At 61.4% G+C, this 22,580-nt stretch carries 20 protein-coding genes; 15 read left to right on the top strand and 5 right to left on the bottom strand.

What is annotated here, in order from left to right; translation table 11 throughout:
- Positions 1-5: 5 nt before the first annotated feature.
- Together ABVN19_RS20275 and rsgA are read right to left on the bottom strand one after the other, a co-directional pair.
- Positions 6-488, bottom strand: a complete 483-nt coding sequence (locus ABVN19_RS20275; RefSeq protein WP_105642337.1) for a toll/interleukin-1 receptor domain-containing protein — start codon at positions 486-488, stop codon at positions 6-8.
- 265 nt (positions 489-753) lie between these two features.
- On the bottom strand, positions 754-1,785 hold the full coding sequence (gene rsgA / locus ABVN19_RS20270) for a small ribosomal subunit biogenesis GTPase RsgA (protein WP_028945667.1): 1,032 nt from the start codon (positions 1,783-1,785) through the stop codon (positions 754-756).
- Between the two features lie 91 nt (positions 1,786-1,876).
- Here rsgA and orn point away from each other — a divergent pair, with 91 nt between their 5' ends.
- The gene (gene orn, locus ABVN19_RS20265; RefSeq protein WP_028945668.1) at positions 1,877-2,419 is read left to right on the top strand and encodes an oligoribonuclease; all 543 of its coding nucleotides are present in this window, start codon (positions 1,877-1,879) and stop codon (positions 2,417-2,419) included.
- A gap of 100 nt (positions 2,420-2,519) precedes the next feature.
- The gene (locus ABVN19_RS20260) at positions 2,520-3,131 is read left to right on the top strand and encodes a trimeric intracellular cation channel family protein (protein ID WP_028945669.1); all 612 of its coding nucleotides are present in this window, start codon (positions 2,520-2,522) and stop codon (positions 3,129-3,131) included.
- Positions 3,132-3,134: 3 nt separating this feature from the next.
- Here the strand turns inward: ABVN19_RS20260 and queG are convergent, their stop codons facing one another.
- On the bottom strand, positions 3,135-4,220 hold the full coding sequence (queG, locus tag ABVN19_RS20255) for a tRNA epoxyqueuosine(34) reductase QueG (protein WP_028945670.1): 1,086 nt from the start codon (positions 4,218-4,220) through the stop codon (positions 3,135-3,137).
- Between the two features lie 63 nt (positions 4,221-4,283).
- Between queG and ABVN19_RS20250 the strand changes: the two genes are divergently transcribed.
- The 12 genes from ABVN19_RS20250 to ABVN19_RS20195 all read left to right on the top strand — a co-directional run bounded on the left by ABVN19_RS20250 (position 4,284) and on the right by ABVN19_RS20195 (position 18,595).
- Positions 4,284-5,144, top strand: coding sequence for an NAD(P)H-hydrate dehydratase (locus ABVN19_RS20250; protein ID WP_105642336.1), 861 nt, complete (start codon positions 4,284-4,286; stop codon positions 5,142-5,144).
- Complete coding sequence (tsaE, locus tag ABVN19_RS20245) at positions 5,132-5,602, top strand: tRNA (adenosine(37)-N6)-threonylcarbamoyltransferase complex ATPase subunit type 1 TsaE (protein ID WP_028945672.1); 471 nt, start codon at positions 5,132-5,134, stop codon at positions 5,600-5,602. Before ABVN19_RS20250 ends, tsaE begins: the two co-directional genes overlap by 13 nt.
- Positions 5,603-5,605: 3 nt before the next feature.
- Positions 5,606-7,030, top strand: coding sequence for an N-acetylmuramoyl-L-alanine amidase (locus tag ABVN19_RS20240; RefSeq protein WP_209420965.1), 1,425 nt, complete (start codon positions 5,606-5,608; stop codon positions 7,028-7,030).
- Complete coding sequence (gene mutL / locus ABVN19_RS20235; RefSeq protein WP_028945674.1) at positions 7,027-8,934, top strand: DNA mismatch repair endonuclease MutL; 1,908 nt, start codon at positions 7,027-7,029, stop codon at positions 8,932-8,934. The genes ABVN19_RS20240 and mutL overlap by 4 nt, the downstream gene beginning before the upstream one ends.
- A 1-nt stretch (position 8,935) precedes the next feature.
- The gene (miaA, locus tag ABVN19_RS20230; RefSeq protein WP_105642335.1) at positions 8,936-9,907 is read left to right on the top strand and encodes a tRNA (adenosine(37)-N6)-dimethylallyltransferase MiaA; all 972 of its coding nucleotides are present in this window, start codon (positions 8,936-8,938) and stop codon (positions 9,905-9,907) included.
- 97 nt (positions 9,908-10,004) lie between these two features.
- The gene (gene hfq / locus ABVN19_RS20225; RefSeq protein ID WP_028945676.1) at positions 10,005-10,265 is read left to right on the top strand and encodes an RNA chaperone Hfq; all 261 of its coding nucleotides are present in this window, start codon (positions 10,005-10,007) and stop codon (positions 10,263-10,265) included.
- Between the two features lie 12 nt (positions 10,266-10,277).
- Positions 10,278-11,579, top strand: a complete 1,302-nt coding sequence (gene hflX, locus ABVN19_RS20220) for a ribosome rescue GTPase HflX (RefSeq protein WP_028945677.1) — start codon at positions 10,278-10,280, stop codon at positions 11,577-11,579.
- Positions 11,580-11,675: 96 nt separating this feature from the next.
- On the top strand, positions 11,676-12,842 hold the full coding sequence (gene hflK, locus ABVN19_RS20215) for an FtsH protease activity modulator HflK (RefSeq protein ID WP_028945678.1): 1,167 nt from the start codon (positions 11,676-11,678) through the stop codon (positions 12,840-12,842).
- Positions 12,842-13,711 carry a protease modulator HflC gene (gene hflC, locus ABVN19_RS20210; RefSeq protein WP_028945679.1) on the top strand — a complete coding sequence of 290 codons (870 nt, stop codon included), beginning with the start codon at positions 12,842-12,844 and terminating at the stop codon, positions 13,709-13,711. Before hflK ends, hflC begins: the two co-directional genes overlap by 1 nt.
- Positions 13,712-13,988: 277 nt before the next feature.
- Positions 13,989-15,176, top strand: a complete 1,188-nt coding sequence (locus ABVN19_RS20205; RefSeq protein ID WP_028945680.1) for an ATP phosphoribosyltransferase regulatory subunit — start codon at positions 13,989-13,991, stop codon at positions 15,174-15,176.
- A gap of 54 nt (positions 15,177-15,230) precedes the next feature.
- Positions 15,231-16,523, top strand: coding sequence for an adenylosuccinate synthase (locus tag ABVN19_RS20200; RefSeq protein WP_028945681.1), 1,293 nt, complete (start codon positions 15,231-15,233; stop codon positions 16,521-16,523).
- Between the two features lie 137 nt (positions 16,524-16,660).
- A complete protein-coding gene (locus tag ABVN19_RS20195; RefSeq protein WP_105642373.1) occupies positions 16,661-18,595 on the top strand; it encodes a methyl-accepting chemotaxis protein in 1,935 nt (644 codons plus the stop codon).
- 66 nt (positions 18,596-18,661) lie between these two features.
- Here ABVN19_RS20195 and ABVN19_RS20190 read toward each other — a convergent pair whose 3' ends face one another.
- Positions 18,662-20,227 carry an iron ABC transporter permease gene (locus ABVN19_RS20190; RefSeq protein WP_028945683.1) on the bottom strand — a complete coding sequence of 522 codons (1,566 nt, stop codon included), beginning with the start codon at positions 20,225-20,227 and terminating at the stop codon, positions 18,662-18,664.
- Positions 20,227-21,240, bottom strand: coding sequence for an extracellular solute-binding protein (locus tag ABVN19_RS20185; protein ID WP_105642334.1), 1,014 nt, complete (start codon positions 21,238-21,240; stop codon positions 20,227-20,229). The genes ABVN19_RS20190 and ABVN19_RS20185 overlap by 1 nt, the downstream gene beginning before the upstream one ends.
- Before the next feature lie 964 nt (positions 21,241-22,204).
- On the opposite strand from ABVN19_RS20185, the gene ABVN19_RS20180 reads away from it, so the two are divergent.
- Positions 22,205-22,564, top strand: coding sequence for a fatty acid desaturase (locus ABVN19_RS20180; protein WP_105642333.1), 360 nt, complete (start codon positions 22,205-22,207; stop codon positions 22,562-22,564).
- Positions 22,565-22,580 lie beyond the last annotated feature (16 nt).

Genomic DNA, 22,580 nt, shown 5'->3' with positions numbered 1-22,580 from the left:
ATAGGTCAGAAGCCACGACGGATCTTGGCCTTGAGGTCGGCATGGAAAAAGTCCGCATTGGCGCGATTGGTGGCCTGGGCGTCAGGGTCTTCACGGGTGATCGAACGCTTGAAGGTCCGTTCATCGTGATAGGCATGCACAAACAGGTCGATATGCTCGCGTGTGGTCATGATCGGCCATTTCTCCAGGTAACCCGATGGCGCGCTGCCTGCGTATTGGTACAACGACATGCGCCTGTTGGTCAGGGTGCCAGCGCCCAGTTGGAAGGGTAGCCACCACGCATGGGGCGTGTCTTGCGATAGCACCACGATCAAATGGCTGCAGCTACTGACATGACGCGTGATGAGGCCGCAGATAGCGTCAGTGGTCTGTTGATCATCGTTGTCGAACAGGTCCAGCTGAGTGGCGATGCCTTCGAGTTTCAGGCGTTCGTTGATAGTGAAGGCGTCAAGCCGATCACTGTGGCGGTAGCTGATAAAAACAGGCATCAGAAGCACCCTCCGGGCAAGGTGCAGAGGCAGCGGATGGGCAAGGGTTGGATTGTCATAGTTGATTCCTTTCATGCACAGGGCATGGGGTGGCTCGCTTGGTGATGGCGAATCTGAAAGGTGACAATCTGCGAAAGTATTTCTGGCAGCAAGGGACCACGGCGAATAAGGAATTACCCCGCAATAGCCGGTAATTTCCCCTACAAAAATGCCGCTGTTTTGAGAGGTGAGGCTCGTTGCGAGCCTCACGCGGCGACTGAAAGTTTCAGTATGTGTCTTGAGGCAGGCTGGCGATGATCGAGCGGTAGCTGTTCATGCGCTGTTGTTGCACGCGACCATCCTCCAGGGCCTTGAGCAACGCGCAACCGGGTTCGCGGTCGTGCTTGCAATCGCGAAAGCGGCACGTGCCAATCAGGTCGTTGAACTCGATGAACCCGGCCTCGACATCGGCCCGACTGACATGGCCCAGGCCAAATTCGCGGATGCCGGGGGAGTCGATCAGCTCGCCGCCGCCAGGAAAGTGGTACAGGCGCGCGGTGGTGGTGGTGTGGGTACCTTGGCCGGACCACTCGGACAAATCGCCGACCCGGGTCTGCACTTCGGGCAGCAGGCTGTTGACCAGCGACGATTTGCCGACGCCCGACTGGCCAACGAACACGCTGATATGGCCATCCAGGCGTGCTTGCAGCTGCTGCATGCCGTCGCCGTGGTGGGCCGAAACTTCCAGTATCGGGTAGCCCAGTTGACGATACACCGCCAACAGCGCGTTGAGCGCCGGGGCGTTCTCTTCGTTGATCAGGTCGGCCTTGTTCAGCAGCAACAACGGATGAATGCCGGCATGTTCGGCTGCGACCAGGTAGCGATCGATCAGGTTGGCGTGAGGTTCGGGGGCCGGGGCAAAGACGATCACGATCAGGTCGACGTTGGCCGCCACCGGCTTGAGTTGGCCGCGACTGTCGGGCCGGCACAGCTCGGTGCTGCGTGGCATCTGCGCAACGATTACGCCGATACCCTGGTTGCCGGCGCGCCAGACGACACGGTCGCCAGTGACCAGCGCTGGCAGGTTGGCGCGCAAGTGACAACGAAATACCTGGCCGGCACCCTCGCCATCCTGGGCCTCGACCTCGACCTGTACGCCAAAGTGGGCGATGACCAGGCCGAGTTGCTCCGGCCCCAGGTCGCCGCCTTCGAGTTCCTTCAGGGTCTGTTGTTCGCGTTTGGCGGCGCGGGCAGCGCGTTCACCCTGGATTTTTTCGATCCGCCAGTTTTGGCGGCGATTGAGCTGGCGTTTGGCCATGAAGGTTCCGTGTTCGGCATGCATTATTAAACGGCGAGGAGTTTAGCACGCTCCACTAGGCTAAACTGCGCACCTACCGAGGAGCAGAATCATGCAGAACCCACAGAACCTGATCTGGATCGATCTGGAAATGACCGGCCTGGATCCGGACCATGACGTCATCATCGAGATGGCCACCATTGTCACCGACAGCGACCTGAACACCCTGGCCGAAGGCCCGGTGATTGCCATTCATCACAGCGATGAAGTGCTGGCGCGCATGGACGACTGGAATACCCGTACCCACGGTGCCTCGGGCCTGACCCAGCGGGTCAAGGACAGCAAGGTCAGCATGGCAGAAGCCGAAGCCCAGACCATTGCCTTCCTCGAACAGTGGGTGCCCAAGGGCAAGTCGCCGATCTGCGGCAACAGCATCTGCCAGGATCGACGCTTCCTGTATCGCCATATGCGCAGCCTGGAAAACTACTTCCACTACCGCAACCTTGATGTCTCTACCCTCAAGGAGCTGGCTGCACGCTGGGCGCCAGAGGTTCGCGACAGTTTCAAGAAGGGTGGAACCCACCTGGCGCTGGACGATATCCGCGAGTCGATCAACGAACTGCGCCATTATCGCGAGCACTTCATCAAGTTCTGACGGCTTCGGCGCAGGGTTGTACAGACAATCCATGCTGCGCCCCCTTTTGGTGCCTGTGGCAACTGGTTAGACTGCGCGCCCCCTTGCACGGATCTGCGCCATGTTGTTGATGCTCTACCTCATTGCAATCACCGCCGAAGCCATGACGGGCGCGTTGTCTGCGGGACGACGCGGCATGGACTGGTTCGGCGTGGTGTTGATCGCCTGCATCACCGCCCTGGGCGGCGGCTCGGTGCGCGATGTGCTATTGGGGCACTACCCGCTGACCTGGGTAAAACACCCGGAGTACCTGGTACTGACCAGCTTTGCCGCGTTGATGACCATCTTCATTGCGCCACTGATGCGGCATTTGCGCTCATTGTTCCTGGTACTCGATGCACTGGGGCTGGTGGCCTTTACTCTGATTGGCTGCATGACGGCGCTGGAGATGGGCCAGGGTATGCTGGTGGCATCGATCAGTGGGGTGATCACCGGGGTGTTTGGCGGCATCCTGCGGGATATTTTCTGTAACGATATTCCGTTGATCTTCCGCCGCGAACTCTACGCCAGTGTTTCCTTTGCGGCGGCCTGGTTCTACCTGGGGTGCGTCTATTTCAAGGTCCCGGGCGAGCAGGCCATCCTGCTCACGCTATTTGGCGGGTTCCTTCTGCGCCTGTTGGCCATCCGGTTCCATTGGGAAATGCCGAAGTTTCATTACAACGACGAGCATTGATTATCACGGAGCAGGTGCGGGCTTGCCCCGCGCGGCGTGTTGTTCGAGCGCCCATTGCACGTGCTCACGCACCAGCTCCGACGGATAATCCTGTCGCGCCTTGAGCGCCTCCAGCACCGGAATGGTCGAAGGCGCATTCCCCAGCCCGACCGCCAGGTTGCGTAACCAGCGCTCATAGCCGGCGCGGCGCAATGGCGAGCCTTCGGTGTTGCTGAGGAACGTGGCTTCGTCCCACAGAAACAACTCGGCAAGCCCGGCGTTATCCAGGTTGTGCCGCGGTTTGAAGTCATTCTCGCTGGTGGGCCGGGCGAAGCGGTTCCAGGGGCAGACGATCTGACAGTCATCGCAGCCGAATACGCGGTTGCCGATCAATGCCCGCAGCTCTTCGGGGATGGCGCTTTTCAGCTCGATGGTCAGGTAGGAGATGCACCGGCGCGCGTCCAGTACATACGGACCGACAAATGCCTGGGTCGGGCAGATATCCAGGCAGGCACTGCAGCGGCCGCAATGTTCGCTGGCCTGCGGTGGGTCGACAGGTAGCGGCAGATCGACGAACAACTCGCTGAGAAAGAAGTAGCTGCCGGCCTTGCGGTTGAGCAGCAAGGTATTCTTGCCGATCCAGCCCAGACCGGCCTGCTCGGCAATGGCTTTCTCCAGTACCGGGGCGCTATCGACGAACGCGCGGAAGCCAAACGGGCCGATCTCTGTCTGGATGCGTTCGGCCAGGTGTTGCACGCGCTTGCGGATCAGCTTGTGATAATCGCGGCCCAAAGCGTAACGGGAGATGTAGGCCTTCTCTGGATGAGCCAGTTGCTGGGCCATGCGGGTGTCCCCCGGCAGGTAGTCCATGCGCAGCGACACCACGCGCAGGGTGCCTGGCACCAGTTCGTCGGGGTGCGAGCGCTTGCTGCCATGGGCGCCCATGTAGTCCATCTCACCGTGGTAGCCCGCGTGCAGCCAGCGTTCCAGGTGTTGCTCGTGCTCGGCCAGATCCACCCCGGCGATGCCGACATGGGCAAAGCCGAGTTCTTTGCCCCAATCCTTGATCGATTGGGCCAGTGCGGGAAGATCGGGGATGGCAGCAGACATGGGAAATAAGGCAACGCAGACTCAGGTGCGTATAATTCTGCCAGACATCGGAGCCTTTGACCCATGCCTCAGACCAAACACCCTCCTGGCCAGCTGGAACTACTGACCAGTATCGGCCTCGCGCCACTACCACCCCGCGCGCTTGCGGCCCAGAAAGGTGACTTCGGCCACGTGCTGGTGGTAGGTGGCGACCGAGGTACCGGCGGTGCCGTCCTGCTCAGCGCCGAAGCAGCATTGCGCTGCGGGGCCGGGCTGGTATCGCTGGCCACCCGCAGTGAGCAGGTACCCGCTGCCCTGGCGCGCTTGCCGGAGGTGATGGCCCTGGGCGTTCATTCTGCCAACCAGCTGATGACACCCATCGAGCGCGCATCGGTACTGGTGGTAGGGCCGGGCCTGGGGCAGGCCGCCTGGGGGCGTAGCCTGTTGTCGGCAGTCGCTAATGCCAAGGTGCCGCAAGTATGGGACGCCGATGCCTTGAACCTGCTGGCCCGAGCACCATTGCCGCTGCCCGCGGGTTCCCTGATCACGCCGCACCCGGGGGAGGCAGCCCGGTTGCTGGGGATCTCCACCGAGGCGGTCCAGGCGGACCGTCCCGGGGCTGCGCGCAAACTGGCGCGCAAATATGCGGTCGTGTGTGTACTCAAGGGTGCTGGCACCCTGATTGCGGACCCGGTCGGGAGCGTGGCGCTGTGCAAGCGCGGGCATCCCGCCATGGCGGGCGCGGGCCTGGGGGATGTATTGAGTGGGGTATTGGCCGCCCTGTTGGCCCAGAAGATGTCGAGCTGGGACGCAGCGTGCCTGGGTGTCTGGCTTCACGCCTGTGCCGGCGAGCGGCTGGGCGCGCAAGGCCGCGGGCTGGCGGCCAGTGATCTGGTCCCGGCGATTCGTCATTTATTGGAGGAGCATTCAGCGTGTCAGGCGTAACCCTGTTTTTGGCCGACGAAGAGGCCATGGTCCGCTTCGGCGCCCGCATTGCCGAGGTGACCAGAGGTCACGGCGTGATATTTCTTGAAGGGGACCTGGGGGCGGGCAAGACCACCCTGTCGCGGGGCATCATTCGTGGCCTCGGGCACACTGGCGCAGTCAAAAGCCCGACCTTCACGGTGGTAGAACCCTACGAAATCGGTGAGGTTCGCGCCTTCCATTTCGACCTCTATCGCCTGGTCGATCCAGAAGAGCTGGAGTTCATGGGCATCCGTGACTATTTCGAAGGTGATGCCCTGTGCCTGTTTGAATGGCCCCAAAACGGGGCGGGTGTTTTGCCAAAGCCCGACCTGACCATTACCATAAGCCCCCAGGCGAGCGGACGTTCGCTGAACCTGTCGCCGCAGGGGGCACGTGGCGAAGCCTGGTGTGCCGCTCTGGCCTTGGAATTCAAATAGAAAATGGGGATAGGTATGCGCTTTCGCGCACTGGTTGCGGTCGTAGGATTGCTGCTTACGGCGGTAACTGTTGATGCACTGGCCGTCACGCAAGTCAAAAGTATGCGTTTGTGGCGAGCGCCGGATAACACACGGCTGGTGTTCGACCTTTCCGGGCCTGTGCAGCACAGCGTATTTACGCTGACGGCACCCGATCGCCTGGTCATCGACATCAACGGTGCGACCCTGGCCGCGCCCCTGACGGTCTCGACCTCCAATACGCCGATCACGAGCGTGCGCTCGGCCCAGCGTACGCCTACCGACCTGCGCGTAGTGATCGACCTGAACAAATCGGTCACCCCCAAGAGTTTTACCCTCGCGCCCAACGCCCAGTATGGCAATCGCCTGGTCGTCGACCTGTTCGACCAGGCGGCCGACGCCGTCTCGCCGCCGCCCACCCCTCCGGTCGCTACCACCCCGGCCGTACCTGTGACGCCTACGCAGCCGGCGATCAAGCTGACCCCCGTGCCCAATGGCAAGCGTGACATCGTGATCGCCATCGATGCCGGCCACGGCGGTGAAGATCCGGGGGCTTCAGGGTCTCGGGGGCAGCATGAGAAAGACATCGTGCTGTCGATTGCCAAGGAGCTGCAGCGTCAGATCAACGGCGAAAAAGGTTATCGCGCCGAGCTGACCCGTACCGGCGACTACTTCATCCCGCTGCGCAAGCGCACCGAGATTGCCCGCAAGAAGGGCGCCGACCTGTTTATCTCGATCCATGCCGACGCCGCGCCCTCCAAGGCCGCTTTCGGTGCCTCGGTGTTTGCCCTGTCTGACCGTGGTGCTACCTCGGAAACCGCGCGGTGGCTGGCTGACAGCGAAAACCGCTCGGACCTGATCGGGGGCGCTGGCAACGTCAGCCTGGATGACAAGGACCGCATGCTCGCCGGCGTGCTCCTTGACTTGTCGATGACGGCCTCGCTGAGTTCGAGCCTGAACGTCGGACAGAAAGTGCTGGGGAACATGGGCCGGGTCACGCCGCTGCACAAGCGCCGCGTCGAACAAGCAGGCTTCATGGTGCTCAAGTCCCCGGATATCCCGTCGATCCTGGTAGAAACCGGCTTTATCTCCAACGCCAATGAGGCAGCCAAGCTGGCCACGTCGAGCCACCAGCAATCCCTGGCTCGCTCGATCCATAGTGGCGTGCGGCAGTTTTTCCAGCAGAACCCGCCACCAGGCACCTATATCGCGTTCCTGCGTGACAGTGGCAAGATCGCCCAGGGGCCACGCGAACATAGCGTGCGCCCTGGCGAAACCCTGGCCATGATCGCGGTGCGCTATCAGGTCAGCGTAGGCAGCCTGCGCAGCGCCAACAACCTCAAGAGCGATGAGCTCAAGGTTGGACAGGCCCTGAACATTCCGACCACTGCCCTGGCGGCTCAGCAATGACCGACAGCGCCCGGATCGAACTGCTCAGCCCACGGCTGGCGAACCAGATTGCCGCCGGCGAGGTGGTCGAGCGTCCGGCATCGGTCATCAAGGAGCTGCTGGAAAACAGCCTGGACTCCGGTGCCCGGCGCATTGATGTGGAAGTGGAGCAGGGCGGCGTCAAGCTGCTGCGGGTACGCGACGACGGCAGCGGCATCGCTGCCGATGACCTGCCGCTGGCTTTGGCCCGGCACGCCACCAGCAAAATTCGCGATCTTGAGGATCTTGAGCGGGTCATGAGCCTGGGGTTCCGGGGTGAAGCCCTGGCTTCGATCAGCTCGGTGGCGCGCCTGACCCTCACCTCGCGCACCCGCGAAGCCGAGCAGGCCTGGCAGGTGGAAACCGAAGGCCGCGACATGGCTCCGCGGGTGCAGCCGGCGGCCCACCCAGTAGGGACTTCGGTGGAAGTGCGCGACCTGTTTTTCAACACCCCTGCTCGTCGCAAGTTTCTCAAGACTGAAAAAACCGAATTCGACCACTTGCAGGAAGTGATCCGGCGCCTGGCGCTGGCGCGTTTCGATGTGGGTTTTCACCTGCGTCACAACGGCAAGAGCATACTCAGCCTGCACGACGCCCATGACGACACGGCCCGCGCCCGGCGCGTGGCGGCAATCTGCGGCCCGGGCTTCCTTGAACAGGCCTTGCCGATCGAAGTCGAGCGCAATGGCTTGCACCTCTGGGGTTGGGTAGGGTTGCCGACGTTTTCACGTAGCCAGGCCGATCTGCAGTACTTCTTCGTCAATGGCCGTGCCGTGCGCGACAAGCTGGTCGCCCATGCTGTGCGCCAGGCCTACCGTGACGTGTTGTTCAACGGTCGGCATCCCACCTTTGTGCTGTTTTTCGAGGTCGACCCCACCGGGGTCGATGTCAACGTTCACCCCACCAAGCACGAAGTCCGCTTTCGTGACGGGCGCATGGTCCATGATTTTCTCTACGGCACCCTGCACCGTGCCTTGGCCGATGTGCGCCCTGAAGACCAGTTGGCAGCGCCCGCGGCGACCAGCGAGATCATTCGTCCCAGCGGCATCCAGGCAGGTGAGTTCGGCCCCCAGGGCGAAATGCGCCTGGCTGCCAACCTGCTCGAGCAGCCGGTGGCTGAACCGGGCATGCGCCCAGCGACCGGCAGCGCTGCTGGTGGAGCGGGTGCAGGCTATCAATACCAATACTCTCCGCGCCCGGCTCAGGCCGTCCCGGCTGCCGAGGCGCGGAGTGCCTATCGCGAGTTCTTTGCCCCGCTCAGTGACGCCACGCCGGCCGCTTTGCCTGAGGGCCAGGGAGACATTCCGCCGCTGGGCTATGCCCTGGCCCAGCTCAAGGGTATCTATATCCTGGCCGAAAACGCCGTGGGTCTGGTGCTGGTAGACATGCATGCGGCCCACGAGCGCATCATGTACGAGCGCCTCAAGGTGGCCATGGCCAGCGAAGGCCTCAGTGGCCAGCCGCTGCTGGTACCCGAGTCCCTTGCCTTGAGCCAGCGTGAGGCCGATTGCGCCGAAGAGCACGCGGAGTGGTTCCAGCGCCTGGGCTTCGAACTGCAACGCCTGGGCCCGGAAAGCCTGGCGATCCGACAGATCCCGGCACTCCTCAAGCAGGCCGAGGCCAATCGCCTGGTTCAGGATGTACTGGCCGACCTGATGGAGTACGGTACCAGTGACCGTATCCAGGCCCACCTGAACGAACTGCTTGGCACCATGGCGTGCCACGGCGCCATTCGCGCCAACCGACGCCTGGCCGTAGCCGAGATGAACGGACTGCTGCGCGACATGGAAAACACCGAGCGCAGCGGCCAATGCAACCATGGTCGACCAACCTGGACCCAACTGGGCCTGGACGATCTGGACAAACTGTTCCTGCGCGGTCGATAAGATGAGTGGTAAACCTCCCGCAATATTTCTGATGGGCCCGACTGCGGCGGGCAAAACCGATCTGGCTATCGAACTGACGAAGGTGCTGCCTTGCGAGTTGATCAGTGTCGACTCGGCGCTGGTCTATCGCGGCATGGATATTGGTACGGCCAAGCCCTCCAAAGAGGTGCTGGCCGCTCATCCACACCGGTTGATCGACATCCTCGACCCGGCCCAGAGCTATTCCGCTGCCGACTTTCGTCGTGACGCCCTTGAGGCAATGGCTGACATCACCGCACGGGGCAAGATTCCGCTGCTGGTCGGCGGCACCATGCTTTATTACAAGGCGCTGCTTGACGGCCTGGCTGATATGCCGGCGGCTGATCCACAGGTGCGTGCGCAGCTTGAAGAAGAGGCGGCGCGCCTCGGGTTGCAGGCTTTGCACCAGCAATTGGCGGCAGTCGATCCTGAATCGGCGGCGAGGATTCATCCCAACGACCCCCAGCGCCTGATTCGCGCGCTCGAAGTTTACCGGGTCAGTGGCATGAGTATGACGTCACATCGCCAGCGTCAATCCGCTGAAAGTAGCGCAGCAGGCGCTTCGGGGGCGGGACATTTGCCCTATACTGTCGCCAGCCTGGCCATTGCGCCAAACGATCGTCATGTGTTGCACGAGCGGATTGCGTTACGATTCGGGCAAATGCTGGAACAGGGCTTCGTTGACGAGGTCCGATTGCTGCGAGCCAGAAGTGACTTGCACGCGGGGCTGCCGTCTATACGGGCGGTTGGTTATCGCCAGGTCTGGGATCACCTTGATGGCAAGTTGACATCGCTGGAGATGAAGGAGCGCGGCATTATTGCTACTCGCCAATTGGCGAAACGGCAATTCACCTGGTTGCGTAGTTGGGCTGACCTGCATTGGCTGGATAGCCTGGCTTGCGACAATCTGTCTCGCACCTTGAAATACCTTGGATCGGTCTCCATATTGAGCTGAGTCTTTGTAATTGCCGTCTATCCTTGGGGGTGGGGCGGCTTGAGCCATCAGTTTTTCTTTGATTTTTTTACTATTGATCCTTACAGGAGTGCGGCATATGTCAAAAGGGCATTCGCTACAAGACCCTTACTTGAATACTTTGAGAAAAGAAAAAGTTGGGGTTTCGATTTATCTGGTCAACGGTATCAAGCTGCAAGGCACGATCGAATCTTTCGACCAGTTCGTGATCCTGCTGAAAAACACCGTCAGCCAGATGGTTTACAAGCACGCCATCTCGACAGTTGTTCCTGTGCGTCCGATCCGTCTGCCAAGTGCATCCGAATCCGAGCATGGCGACGCTGAGCCAGGTAACGCCTGATAGGAGTCTGCTTTGTTCTTTGAGCGCCACGGTGGTGGTGAACGAGCGGTCCTCGTTCACTTGGAAGGTCAGAACCCTGAGGCGCGCGAAGATCCGCAGGAGTTTCAGGAGCTGGCATTGTCGGCTGGGGCCGATATTGTCGCGTTCGCCAATGTGGCGCGACATCAGCCCACCGCCAAATACCTGATTGGCAGCGGCAAGGTCGAGGAATTGCGCGACCTGGTCCATGCCGAACAGGTAGATCTGGTGATTTTCAATCACACCCTCACACCCAGTCAGGAACGTAACCTCGAACGCATCTTCGAGTGTCGCGTGCTTGATCGTACCGGTCTGATTCTCGATATCTTCGCCCAGCGGGCGCGTACCCATGAAGGCAAGCTGCAGGTCGAGCTGGCCCAGCTTGAGCATATGAGCACGCGGCTGGTTCGAGGCTGGACGCACCTTGAACGGCAGAAAGGTGGTATCGGTCTGCGCGGCCCGGGTGAGACCCAGCTGGAAACCGACCGGCGACTGCTGCGTGTTCGCCTGCGTCAGATCAAGGCTCGCCTTGAGAAGGTGCGCAGCCAGCGCGAGCAGGCACGTCGGGGTCGCAAGCGGGCAGATATTCCTTCAGTTTCCCTGGTCGGCTATACCAACGCCGGCAAATCGACCCTGTTCAATGCCCTGACCCAATCCGAGGTCTATGCGGCCGACCAGCTGTTCGCCACCCTCGACCCGACCTTGCGCCGGCTCGAGATCGACGACGTCGGGCCGATCGTGCTGGCAGACACCGTAGGCTTCATTCGCCACCTGCCGCACAAGCTGGTCGAAGCTTTTCGGGCTACGCTCGAAGAGTCGAGCAACTCCGACCTGCTGCTGCACGTGATCGACGCCCATGAGCCTGATCGCATGGAGCAGATCGAGCAGGTGATGGCGGTACTGGGGGAGATTGGTGCAGAAGGCTTGCCGATCCTCGAGGTCTATAACAAACTCGACCTGCTTGAGGGCGTCGAGCCGCAGATTCAGCGCGATGCCGACGGCAAGCCGCAGCGGGTCTGGGTTTCAGCGCGTGATGGACGCGGCCTGGAGTTGGTGGGGCAGGCGGTAGCCGAGTTGCTGGGGGATGACCTGTTTATCGGAACCTTGCGCCTTGAACAGCGTTTTGCGCGGTTGCGTGCGCAGTTCTTTGAACTGGGCGCGGTGCAGAGCGAGGAGCATGACGATGAAGGCAGCAGCCTGTTGGCGGTGCGTTTGTCCCGGGTCGAACTCAATCGCCTGGTCAGTCGCGCGGGCCTGAAGCCGTTGGAGTTCATCGAGCAACATACTTTGCAATAAATGCCCGGCGACGCGGTCGGGCAGCCGTGACAGGCATTCTGTAGCATTGGTCGGCGCGCCGTGGGTGCGTCTTTGCTTTATCAGATGGAGAGCGCTATGGCTTGGAATGAGCCGGGTGGCAACTCGAATAATCAGGATCCTTGGGGTGGGCGCCGTGGTGGCGGCGACAAGAAAGGGCCACCGGATCTCGACGAGGCCTTCCGCAAGCTGCAGGACAGCCTGAACGGCATGTTCGGCAGTGGCAAAAAACGCGGTGGTAACGGCGGTATCGGCAAGGGCGGTGGCTTCGGCCTGCTCGGCGTCGGCCTGGCCGTGCTGGCAGCTATCTGGCTGTACAGCGCCGTGTATGTGGTCGATGAACAGGAGCAGGCAGTGGTGCTGCGCTTCGGCAAGTACTACGAAACCGTAGGGCCGGGCCTGAACATCTACTTCCCGCCGATCGATCGCAAGTACATGGAAAACGTCACGCGTGAGCGTGCCTATACCAAGCAGGGGCAGATGCTCACCGAAGACGAGAACATCGTCGAGGTTCCGCTGACCGTGCAGTACAAGATCACCAACCTGCAGGATTTCGTGCTGAACGTCGATCAGCCTGAAGTCAGTCTGCAGCACGCGACCGACAGTGCTCTGCGCCATGTGGTGGGCTCCACCGCCATGGACAAGGTACTGACCGAAGGTCGTGAGCAGATGGCTGTGGAAATCAAGGAGCGCCTGCAGCGTTTCCTCGACACCTACCGTACCGGTATCACCGTCACCCAGGTCAACGTACAGAGCGCAGCAGCCCCGCGTGAAGTGCAGGAAGCCTTCGACGACGTGATCCGTGCCCGTGAAGACGAGCAGCGTGCCCGCAACCAGGCCGAGTCCTACGCCAATGGCGTGGTGCCGGAAGCCCGCGGTCAGGCCCAGCGGATCATCGAGGACGCCAACGGTTATCGTGACGAAGTCGTCTCCCGCGCCAAGGGTGAGGCCGACCGCTTCACTAAGCTGGTAGCCGAGTACCGCAAGGCACCTGAAGTGACCCGTCAGCGCCTGTACCTGGACACCATGCAGGAAGTCTACAGCAACACCAGCAAGGTCCTGGTTTCCGGCAAGGATGGCCAGAGCAATCTGCTTTACCTGCCGCTGGACAAGATGGTCGAAGGTAGCCGCGCCAGCAGCACCCCGGTCAGCAGCGCGCCGGTATCGGCCAACGATGCGGCCAATCGTGCGGCGGCGGAGCTGCAACAGCAGCAACAGCAGTTGCGTTCTAGGGAGAGCCGCTGATGAGCAATAAATCGCTGATCGCCCTGATTGTTGGCGTCGTGCTGGCGATCGTGGCCTGGAACAGCTTCTACATCGTGGCCCAGACCGAGCGTGCGGTACTGCTGCAATTCGGTCGTGTGGTCCAGGCCGATGTCCAGCCTGGCCTGCATGTGAAGGTTCCTTACGTCAACCAGGTGCGCAAGTTCGACGCTCGCCTGATGACCCTGGATGCCCCGACACAGCGCTTCCTGACCCTGGAAAAGAAAGCGGTCATGGTCGATGCCTACGCCAAATGGCGGGTCAAGGATGCCGAGCGCTTCTACACCGCGACCTCGGGCCTCAAACAGATTGCCGACGAACGTCTGTCGCGTCGTCTGGAAAGCGGCCTGCGTGACCAGTTTGGTAAGCGTACCCTGCACGAAGTGGTCTCCGGTGAACGTGACGCGCTGATGGCTGACATCACTGCATCGCTGAACCGCATGGCCAGCAAGGAGCTGGGTATCGAAGTGGTCGACGTTCGCGTCAAGGCCATCGACCTGCCCAAGGAAGTCAACCGCAGCGTCTTCGAGCGGATGAGCACCGAGCGTGAGCGTGAAGCTCGCGAGCACCGCGCCAAGGGTAACGAGCTGGCCGAAGGTATTCGTGCCGACGCCGACCGCCAGCGCCGTGTACTGCTGGCTGAAGCCTATCGTGAGTCGGAAGAGACCCGCGGTGACGGCGATGCTGAGGCTGCGTCGATCTATGCCAAGGCCTACGGCCAGGACCAGGAGTTCTACGCGTTCTATCGTAGCCTCAAGGCCTACCGTGAGAGCTTCGCGAACAAGAGCGACGTGCTGGTGCTTGACCCGAGCAGCGAGTTCTTCCGCTTCATGGACAAACCAAAGCCGTAAGGATGCACACCCCGCCGGGCGGCTAAAATGCCTGGCGGGGTGATCCCGCGAGAAAACGGGTGTATGATGCGGCAGCCGGGAAATTCCCGGCTTTTTTGCGTCTGCGAGATCGAACGGCCGCTAGCGGTCCCCGGTCTACAGAGCAGCCCAAGGTATTCGAGGGTATTGGCACGGCGGTCGCGCTGGAATCAGTGCTGCGCGCTATTGTTTGCCGATACCTGCTCCACTCAAGGCTCGCCCGTGGGCAGGCCGCCCGGACCATAGGGGAAATGGCGTAATGGCAACGGTAGACCGCTGGCTGCTGCCAGATGGCATCGAAGAAGTACTGCCACCTGAGGCGGCGCGCATCGAGATCGCGCGTCGTCAGGTGTTGGATCTGTTCCAGAGCTGGGGTTACGAGTTCGTCGTTACCCCGCATATCGAGTACCTGGAATCGCTGCTCACCGGTGCCGGCCAGGACCTGGATCTGCGCACCTTCAAGGTCATTGACCCTCAGTCGGGCCGGCAGATGGGCTTTCGTGCCGATATCACCCCGCAGGTTGCGCGCATAGATGCGCACACACTGCGCCGTGAAGGCCCGAGCCGCCTGTGCTATGCCGGCAGCGTGCTGCATGCCTTGCCACGTGCACTGTCGACCTCGCGCAGTCCGATCCAGTTGGGTGCCGAATTGTACGGCGACGCCAGCCCGGTCAGTGATGTCGAGGTGATCAGCCTGATGCTGGCCATGCTGCAACTGGCCGATGTGCCGGACGTGCACATGGACCTTGGGCACGTCGGTATTTACCGTGGCCTGGCCCGTGCGGCCGGCCTGTCTGGCGCGGTCGAGCAGCAGTTGTTCGACGCCCTGCAGCGCAAGGCCATCGATGAGGTGATCGAGCTGACTGCCAACCTCCCAGCGGACATCGCCGGCATGCTGCGTTCGTTGACCGAGTTGTGCGGCGGTCGTGAAGTGCTGGCCGAGGCGCGCGTGCGCCTGGGGCGTGCGCCGGCTGCGGTTCTGGCTGCCCTGGACGACCTGATGGCCATCGCCGAACGGCTGGCTACGCGTTATCCCGAGCTGCCACTGTATTTCGACCTGGGGGAGCTTCGCGGTTACCACTACCACACCGGTGTAGTGTTTGCCGTGTTTGTCCCGGGTGTTGGTCAATCGATCGCTCAGGGCGGTCGTTACGACGACATCGGAGCGGACTTTGGCCGGGCACGCCCGGCCACGGGTTTCTCCACGGATTTGAAGACCCTGGTCACACTGGGGCGGGCCGAGGTGGTATTGCCGTCTGGCGGGATCTGGATGCCCGACAGCAGCGATGCGGCACTCTGGCAGTTGGTCTGCCAATTGCGCAGTGAAGGTCAGCGGGTGGTCCAGGCCTTGCCTGGCCAGCCACTGACGGCCGCCGTCGAGGCGGATTGCGATCGGCAATTGATTCAGCAAAACGGGCTTTGGCAGGTTCTGCCGCTGGCCATTTGAGTTTTCCCGCCGGTACGAACCGGCGCCAAGTTTGCGCGAATGAGGACAAGTGTTATGGGTAAGAATGTCGTAGTCCTGGGCACCCAGTGGGGTGATGAGGGCAAAGGCAAGATCGTCGATCTGCTGACCGAACATGCTGCCGCCGTAGTGCGCTACCAAGGTGGCCACAACGCGGGCCACACCTTGGTGATCGACGGTGAAAAGACCGTGCTGCACCTGATCCCGTCGGGCGTTCTGCGCGAAGGCGTGCAGTGCCTGATCGGCAACGGCGTGGTGGTTGCACCCGACGCTCTGCTGCGTGAGATCAACAAGCTGGAAGAGAAGGGTGTACCGGTGCGCGAGCGCCTGCGTATCAGCCCATCCTGCCCGCTGATCCTGTCCTACCACGTTGCCCTGGACCAGGCTCGCGAAAAAGCCCGTGGCGAACAGAAGATCGGTACCACCGGTCGCGGTATCGGCCCGGCTTACGAAGACAAAGTGGCTCGTCGTGGCCTGCGCATCGGTGACCTGTTCCATCGCGAACGTTTCGCTGCCAAGCTCGGCGAACTGCTGGACTACCACAACTTCGTGCTGGTCAATTACTACAAAGAGCCTGCAATCGACTTCCAGAAGACCCTGGACGAGTGCATGGAATACGCCGAGCTGCTCAAGCCGATGATGCTCGACGTCACCGCAGAGCTGCACAACCTGCGTCGCGCCGGCAAGGACATCATGTTCGAGGGTGCCCAGGGCTCGCTGCTGGACATCGACCACGGTACCTACCCGTACGTGACCAGCTCCAACACCACCGCTGGCGGCATCGCCACCGGTTCCGGCGTTGGCCCGATGTACCTGGACTACATTCTGGGTATCACCAAGGCCTACACCACTCGCGTGGGTTCGGGCCCGTTCCCGACTGAGCTGTTCGACGACGTCGGTGCCTTCCTGGCCAAGCGTGGCCACGAGTTCGGTGCTACCACCGGTCGTGCCCGTCGTTGCGGCTGGTTCGATGCTGTCATCCTGCGTCGCGCCATCGATGTCAACAGCATCTCGGGCCTGTGCCTGACCAAGCTGGACGTGCTCGACGGCCTGGAAACCATCCGTATCTGCGTTGGCTACAAAAACGAGAACGGTGCTGTTATCGACGCCCCGACCGACGCCGACAGCTACATCGGCCTGGAGCCGGTGTACGAAGAAATGCCGGGTTGGACCGAATCGACTCTGGGTGCCAAGACCCTGGAAGAGCTGCCGGCCAACGCCCGTGCCTACATCAAGCGTGTAGAAGAGCTGGTCGGCGCGCCGATCGACATCATCTCCACCGGCCCGGACCGCAACGAGACTATCGTTCTGCGTCACCCGTTCGCCTAAGCTGCGCTGATGTGAACACAAAGGCCCCTTCATAGGGGCCTTTGTCGTTTCTGGCTGCTGTTCGGCACAACCTTTGCTGTAAGAATCGCTCCAGGGTAGCCATCATTTTAATGGCCCCAGAAGTAGAGGGTTCTTTTGTGTCTGCCGTTCTCTCACTGTTACGAAGCCGCCTGTTGCGGCCGGTCTTTGTTGCCCTTGGTATCGCTCTTTTGGTGCAAGTGCTGGTCGCGGTTGCGCTGACGCGGAGCACAGTCACCGCGCTTGAAGCGGATTTGGGCAAGCGCCTGGGGGCGGACAGCCAGAAATTGTCCGCCGAGCTCGAGCAGGCCGGGCAGGAAGTCAGCTCGGGTCTGCAAAGCCTCTCCGCCAGCACCCGCCAGCGATTGACCGCCGGTCTGTCGACTCGCCTGCAGGGCGAGCAGGCCCAGTTGCGGGAAGCCCTGGAGAAAAACCTCAAAGACTCGGCCAACGATATGGCGCAACTGCTGGCCTCCGTGGCGCCGCGAGCGATGTGGGACAACGATGTGCCCACCCTGTCCGAATTCTCCCGGCGCGCCCAGCGCAATCCCAATGTGCTGTTTGTGGTCTACGACGATGCTCAGGGCCAGCACCTGACCCGTTACCTGAACCGGCAAAACCCGATCAACCAGGCGCTGCTGGAAAAGGGCCAGGGCGAGCGGGCGCTGGACAAGGTGCTGGATGCAGCTCGTAACGACCCGTCGGTGTACTTCATCGAGGCACCGATCAGCCCCAATGGAGTGGAGATCGGCAAGGTCCTGATGGGGGTTTCCACCGCTTCAGTGGATGCCGAGCTGGTGGCCCTCGACAAACGGTTCTCGGCACTGATCGCCAGTGGCGATCAGCTCGTGGGCGACAGCCTGGTTGGCGCTGCTGCCGACAGCAACAAGGCCTTGCGTGCCCGTCTGGAAGCGGCGCAGGCCAGTGCCGCGGGTATGCAGGCCGGAACCTCGCAGAGCGTCCAGGAGGCAGCGACGACCTTGCGTTGGAACATCGGCCTGGGCCTGGCCCTGGTCGGTCTTGGCGTACTGCTGGTGGTGGCGGTGGTGCTGGGGCGTCGGGTGGTCAGTAAGCTGCGCTTGCTTATTGCTGCGCTGAATGATCTGGCGGCGGGTGAGGGCGACCTGACCAAGCGCGTGCCCATCGACAGTCGTGATGAGATCGGCGACATGGCGGCGGCGGTCAACCAGTTCGTCGACAAGCTCCAGCCGATCGTGCGTGAGGCCGGGGAAGTGGCTCAGCGTACCGGTATCGAGATCGGTGTCATGGCCCAGCGCAATACCGGTGCGGATGCCGCTGCCGAGTTGCAGCGTGATGAGGTAGCGGCCAGCCTGCGTGATCTGTCGACCATGGCCGACGAGGCGCAGGCGGAAAGCCAGGCCATGCAGTCGGCCTTGCAGCAGGTAGTGGATATTCGGCAGGCCACCGATGAAAACACGCGTACGTCGACTCAAGTGGCCAAGTTGATCGAGGACCTGGCCGGGCAGGTGGAGACCGGTTCGAAGGTGATCGAGCGGCTGGCCCAGCAGAGCGAGCAGATCGAAGTGGTGTTGACGGTGATTCACGGCATCGCCGAGCAAACCAACCTGCTGGCGCTCAACGCGGCCATCGAGGCGGCGCGGGCGGGTGAGACCGGGCGCGGTTTCGCCGTGGTCGCCGATGAGGTGAGGGCTCTGGCCAGCAAGACCCAGAGCTCGACGGGTGACATTCAGGCGCATATCGGTGCATTGCAGCAGGGCGCGAAGGAAGCGGTGGCGGCAATCAGTCAGGCGGGGCGTCAGGCCAGCGAAGGCTTGCTGGTATTGCGTGATAACGCACGCTTGCAGCAGTCCGTTCAGGCGTCGGTGGAGCAGGTGCATGCGGCAATCGGGTTGGCGACGCGTGCGGCCGAACAGCAAGCCCAGGGGGCGCAGGCAGTGCGTGGGCGCGTGCAGACCATTCATGCCCAGGCTGAACGGGCTGCCGAGGTGGTGATGCAGACGACTGCCAGCAGCAAAGTGCTCGACAACCTGGCCGACCAGCTCAAAGCCAGCCTCGGGCAGTTCAGGGCCTGAGCATGATCGCGGAGCAAGCCCGATCCTGTGGTAGGAGCGGGCTTGCCCCGCGATGTTCCTACAGCTTCAGGCGCGGTTCAAATACATCCGCGTCGTCAGCAAATACACCGGCAACCCCGACACCACGATCAACAGTGCTGCGTAGGGCGCCGCCGCGGCGAACTCGACATTGGCGGTGTGTGCCCAGACTTCCGTCGCCAGGGTAGTCATGCCAGTCGGGCTGAGCAGCAGGGTTGCCGTCAGTTCCTTCATGGCGTCCAGGAACACCAGGGCGAACGCCGCGGCCAGTGCAGGGAAGATGATCGGCAGCGTTACCCGGCAAAACGCCTTGAACGGCGTTGCGCCCAAGGTGCGTGCGGCTTCTTCGAGTTGCGGCGCGGCCTTGTTCAGGGCGGTGCGAACCGGTGCTTGTGCCAGTGGCAGAAACAGGAGGGCGTAGGCCAGCAGCAACAAGCCGGTGGTCTGGTAAAGCGCCGGAACGTAGTGCAGCGCGAAGTACACCAGTGTCAGGGCAATCACTAGGCCGGGCAGGGCGTGCAGCAGATACGGCAGGCGCTCGGCCCAGATCGCCAATCGGCCCTTGTAGCGCACTACGAGAAAGCTCACCGGCAGCGCCAGTAACAGGCTCAGCCCCGCGCCGCCGAGTGAAAGCGACAGCGAGGAAAACAGCGCCCGGCTGATGTCTGCGACCGGGAAGGCTGCGGAGGAGCCAACGCTCAACCAGTAGCCGAGCATGCCCAGAGGAATGCCGCTGCCCAGCAAGGCCAGCACCAGGCAGAACGCCTGGCCCATCGGCATCCAGCCGCGCAGTCGAATCGGTGCTGCTCGACGTGCCACGCCCTGGCCGATACGGATATGGCGTGCCTTGCCGCGCACGCGCAGTTCCAGCCAGAGCATCAACAGGCACATGAACAGCAGCACCGCTGACAGCATCGCCGCATTGGCGTTGCTGAATTCCAGCTCGAACTGCTGATAGATCGCCGTGGTGAAGGTCTGCAGGCCCAGGATCGACAGCGCGCCGAACTCCACCAGCATATGCAGGGCAATCAGCAGGCTGCCGCCGAGAATCGAGGGCCAGAGCAGCGGCAGGGTAATTCTGAAGAACACGCCCCAGCGATTCTGCCCCAGCGTGCGGGCCGACTCTTCGAGCGAGGTGTCGAGGTTGCGTAGGGTGGCGGCCACTGGCAGGAACACCAGCGGGTACTTTGACAGGCTCATCACCAGGATCGCGCCGCCCAGGCCCTCGAAGCGAGGGCTCAGGGATACCCAGGTAAAGCCACTGACAAACGCCGGTACGGCAAATGGCAGGCACAAGATCACCCCCCACAGTCGCCGCCCTGGCAGGTCGCTGCGCTCCAGCAGCCAGGCCAGGGCCAGGCCGAGCACGGCACAGGCCAACGTAACGCCCACCATCAGCATCAGCGTGTTGCGCATCAGGCCCCAGACGAATGGGCGCCAGAGCAGGCGAAAGGCTTCATGCCAGCCGGCTTGCCAGGCCTTGAGGCCGACATAGGCCAGCGGCAGCAGGCTCAGGCCCACCAGCAGCAGCACAGGCAGCACCACCCAGATCGACGGGCGTTTGCGCCGTGGCACAAAGCGACCAATCAGTGGTTCGGGCAGGGCGGCACTCATCAGAGCAGGCCGACTTCGCGTTCAAGCTCCAGGGCCTCTTCGGCATTGCCCAGGTCGGCCGGGGTGATCTTCGGCGGACGCAGGTCTTCGAATGGCTTCAGGCCCTGGTCGGAGACCATGCCTTTGTGCAACGGGTATTCGGCGGTGGTCTGGGTGATCAGGCGCTGTCCTTCTTCGCTGGCCATCCAGGCGAGCAGGTCTTGAGCCTCTTTCGGGTGCTTGCTGGCCTTGACCGCTGCTGCGCTGGAGATGGTCACCAGGCCGCCGGCGTCACCGTCGGCGAGGTAATAGAGTTTCGAGTCGAGCTGGCCGCGCTCTTTCTTCAGTGCATACCAGTAGTAGTTGTTGACCAGTACGGCAGCCACTTCACCGTTTTCCACGGCTTTGAGGGCAACCATGTTGTTGGTGTAGGTCTTACCGAACGCCTTGAGGCCAGTCAGCCATTCTTCGGTAGCTTCGCGGCCGTGCAGCTTGAGGATGGCCACGGCCTGTTCCTGGAAGGCGCCGCTGGTGGGTACGAAGCCGATCTTGCCTTCCCACTCCGGATTGGCGAAGTCCATGACGGAGGGCGGCAGGTCTTTCTCGTCAATCACCTTGGGGTTGAACGCAACGACCCGTGTGCGAGCGGTGACGCCCATCCAGGTACCGTTGGCCGCCACGTATTCCTTGGGCAATACCTGCAGGGTGGAGTCATCGATCTTCGCCAGCAGGCCCAGCTCCCCCAAGTTGTTCAGTGGGGGCGATTCTTCGGTGTAGATGACATCGGCAGGCGAGCGATCGCCTTCTTCGATGATCTGGCTGGCGAGTTGGTTACTGCTACCCTTGCGGATATTGATGTGAATACCGGTCTTGGCCTCGTAGGCCTTGGCGATGGCTTCACCGATTTCCTTGTGCTGCCCGTTGTACAGGGTCAGTGACACCGGGTCGGCTGCCAGGGCGGCTGGCGTGCCCAGCACCAGGGCAAAAAAGGAGACGGCCAGGCCGCGCAACAGGGGGTTATTGCGGAACGTCATGCGGGTACTTCCTCGCTTGCGGCTACATATCTGGAAACAATGATAATCGATATTGTTTCTCAGATGCGCTTGCTCCCAAAAATTAATGAGCAGGCTATCTTTCTGTGCTCTCCAGGAAGGTCGTTTTAACGGCTGGCTCTTCAGGCGACAACCTTTCAATTGCCCAGCTGGAGAAGGTTGAAGCAGACACCTCTCGATCAAGGGCCAGCACCGGCTGATTCAACATGCGGAAACAGCCAAAATCGTGAACGTTCCGGGCTGAGCGTGCAAAGAGAGGAGATGCTGCTAAGGCATCGAGCGGCGCTATACGACACCGAAGGGAATATTGCGCTTTTTGAGCAAGAACAGGCTGGTCAGCAGGTCGCTGCGAGTGATTCGCTACGCAGCGCATCCCTATCAAGAATTTGGCTTGGGGCGCGGCAAGGTAGTCGGTCTTACGAAAAGTCCTAATGCGTCCTCAGAACTACCCCGCCACGTTGTCAGTGCGATCGGGATTGTTGTGCCGTCATCAGAGTTCTACCATCGAGTAACAGTCTTACTTGATGTTCAGAATGGCCTTTACCGTCAGGCATTTTATTGTAGGTGTATATTGAGAAAGGTGCGCGGCGGTTATATGCATGGGCAGCTGAACCTATTCTTCGGTGGTTTCGGTAATAGGCTGGCAGTTGTCTCGGGATGGGGCGGGTCAGGGTGATTATTTAAATCATAATGTGAAATTGTATCAAGTCAATGTTGCACCTTGCTTAATAGTGCGCCGGGAATTCAGACGCCCGTTTTCAAAAGATATTAAGGGCCAAATCAAGAAGCTGTACCTGTATGGCAACTACCATGGCCCTCTCGCCTTGCTGCAGAACTTGTTCTGGATCAGTCTGGCAATTTATCTTGGAGAGGCCAGTCCCATGGCTAATGCCCCTGGCGACGCTGCTGATCGGTTCATGGCAGCGGGCGTTGGCCACGTTGCTACATGAGGCGGCACGGGGCTTTGTGTCGTAGTAAACGGCTGGGAAAGTTTCTCGGCACCTGGTGCTCCGGATACCTGGTCTTCCAGGGTTGGGTCGGCTACAAGTGCTCGCATACGGTGGATCACCACCACAAGTTGGGTGACCAAGATCGCGACCCTGACTACCGGTACTATCGACAGTCTGGAGTGTTCGAGGCACGTTCGACGCTCGGATTCATGTTCGCACATCTGATAAAACCGTTGTTCTTCTTGAGTGCACCGGAAAGCCTGAGGTATCTGTTGGTTAACCGACTGATGCTCAGTCCCAAAAAGGAGAGTTACTTTCAGTGCTGGCTTGTCAGGGCCTGCTCGCGTTGTGTTTGACGCTGGTGTTAGGGGT

Source organism: Pseudomonas vranovensis (genome assembly GCF_040438935.1).
Taxonomy (GTDB): Bacteria; Pseudomonadota; Gammaproteobacteria; order Pseudomonadales; family Pseudomonadaceae; genus Aquipseudomonas; species Aquipseudomonas vranovensis.
The sequence above is the reverse complement of the archived record's forward strand: the minus strand, read 5'-3'. Positions and strand labels throughout refer to the sequence as shown.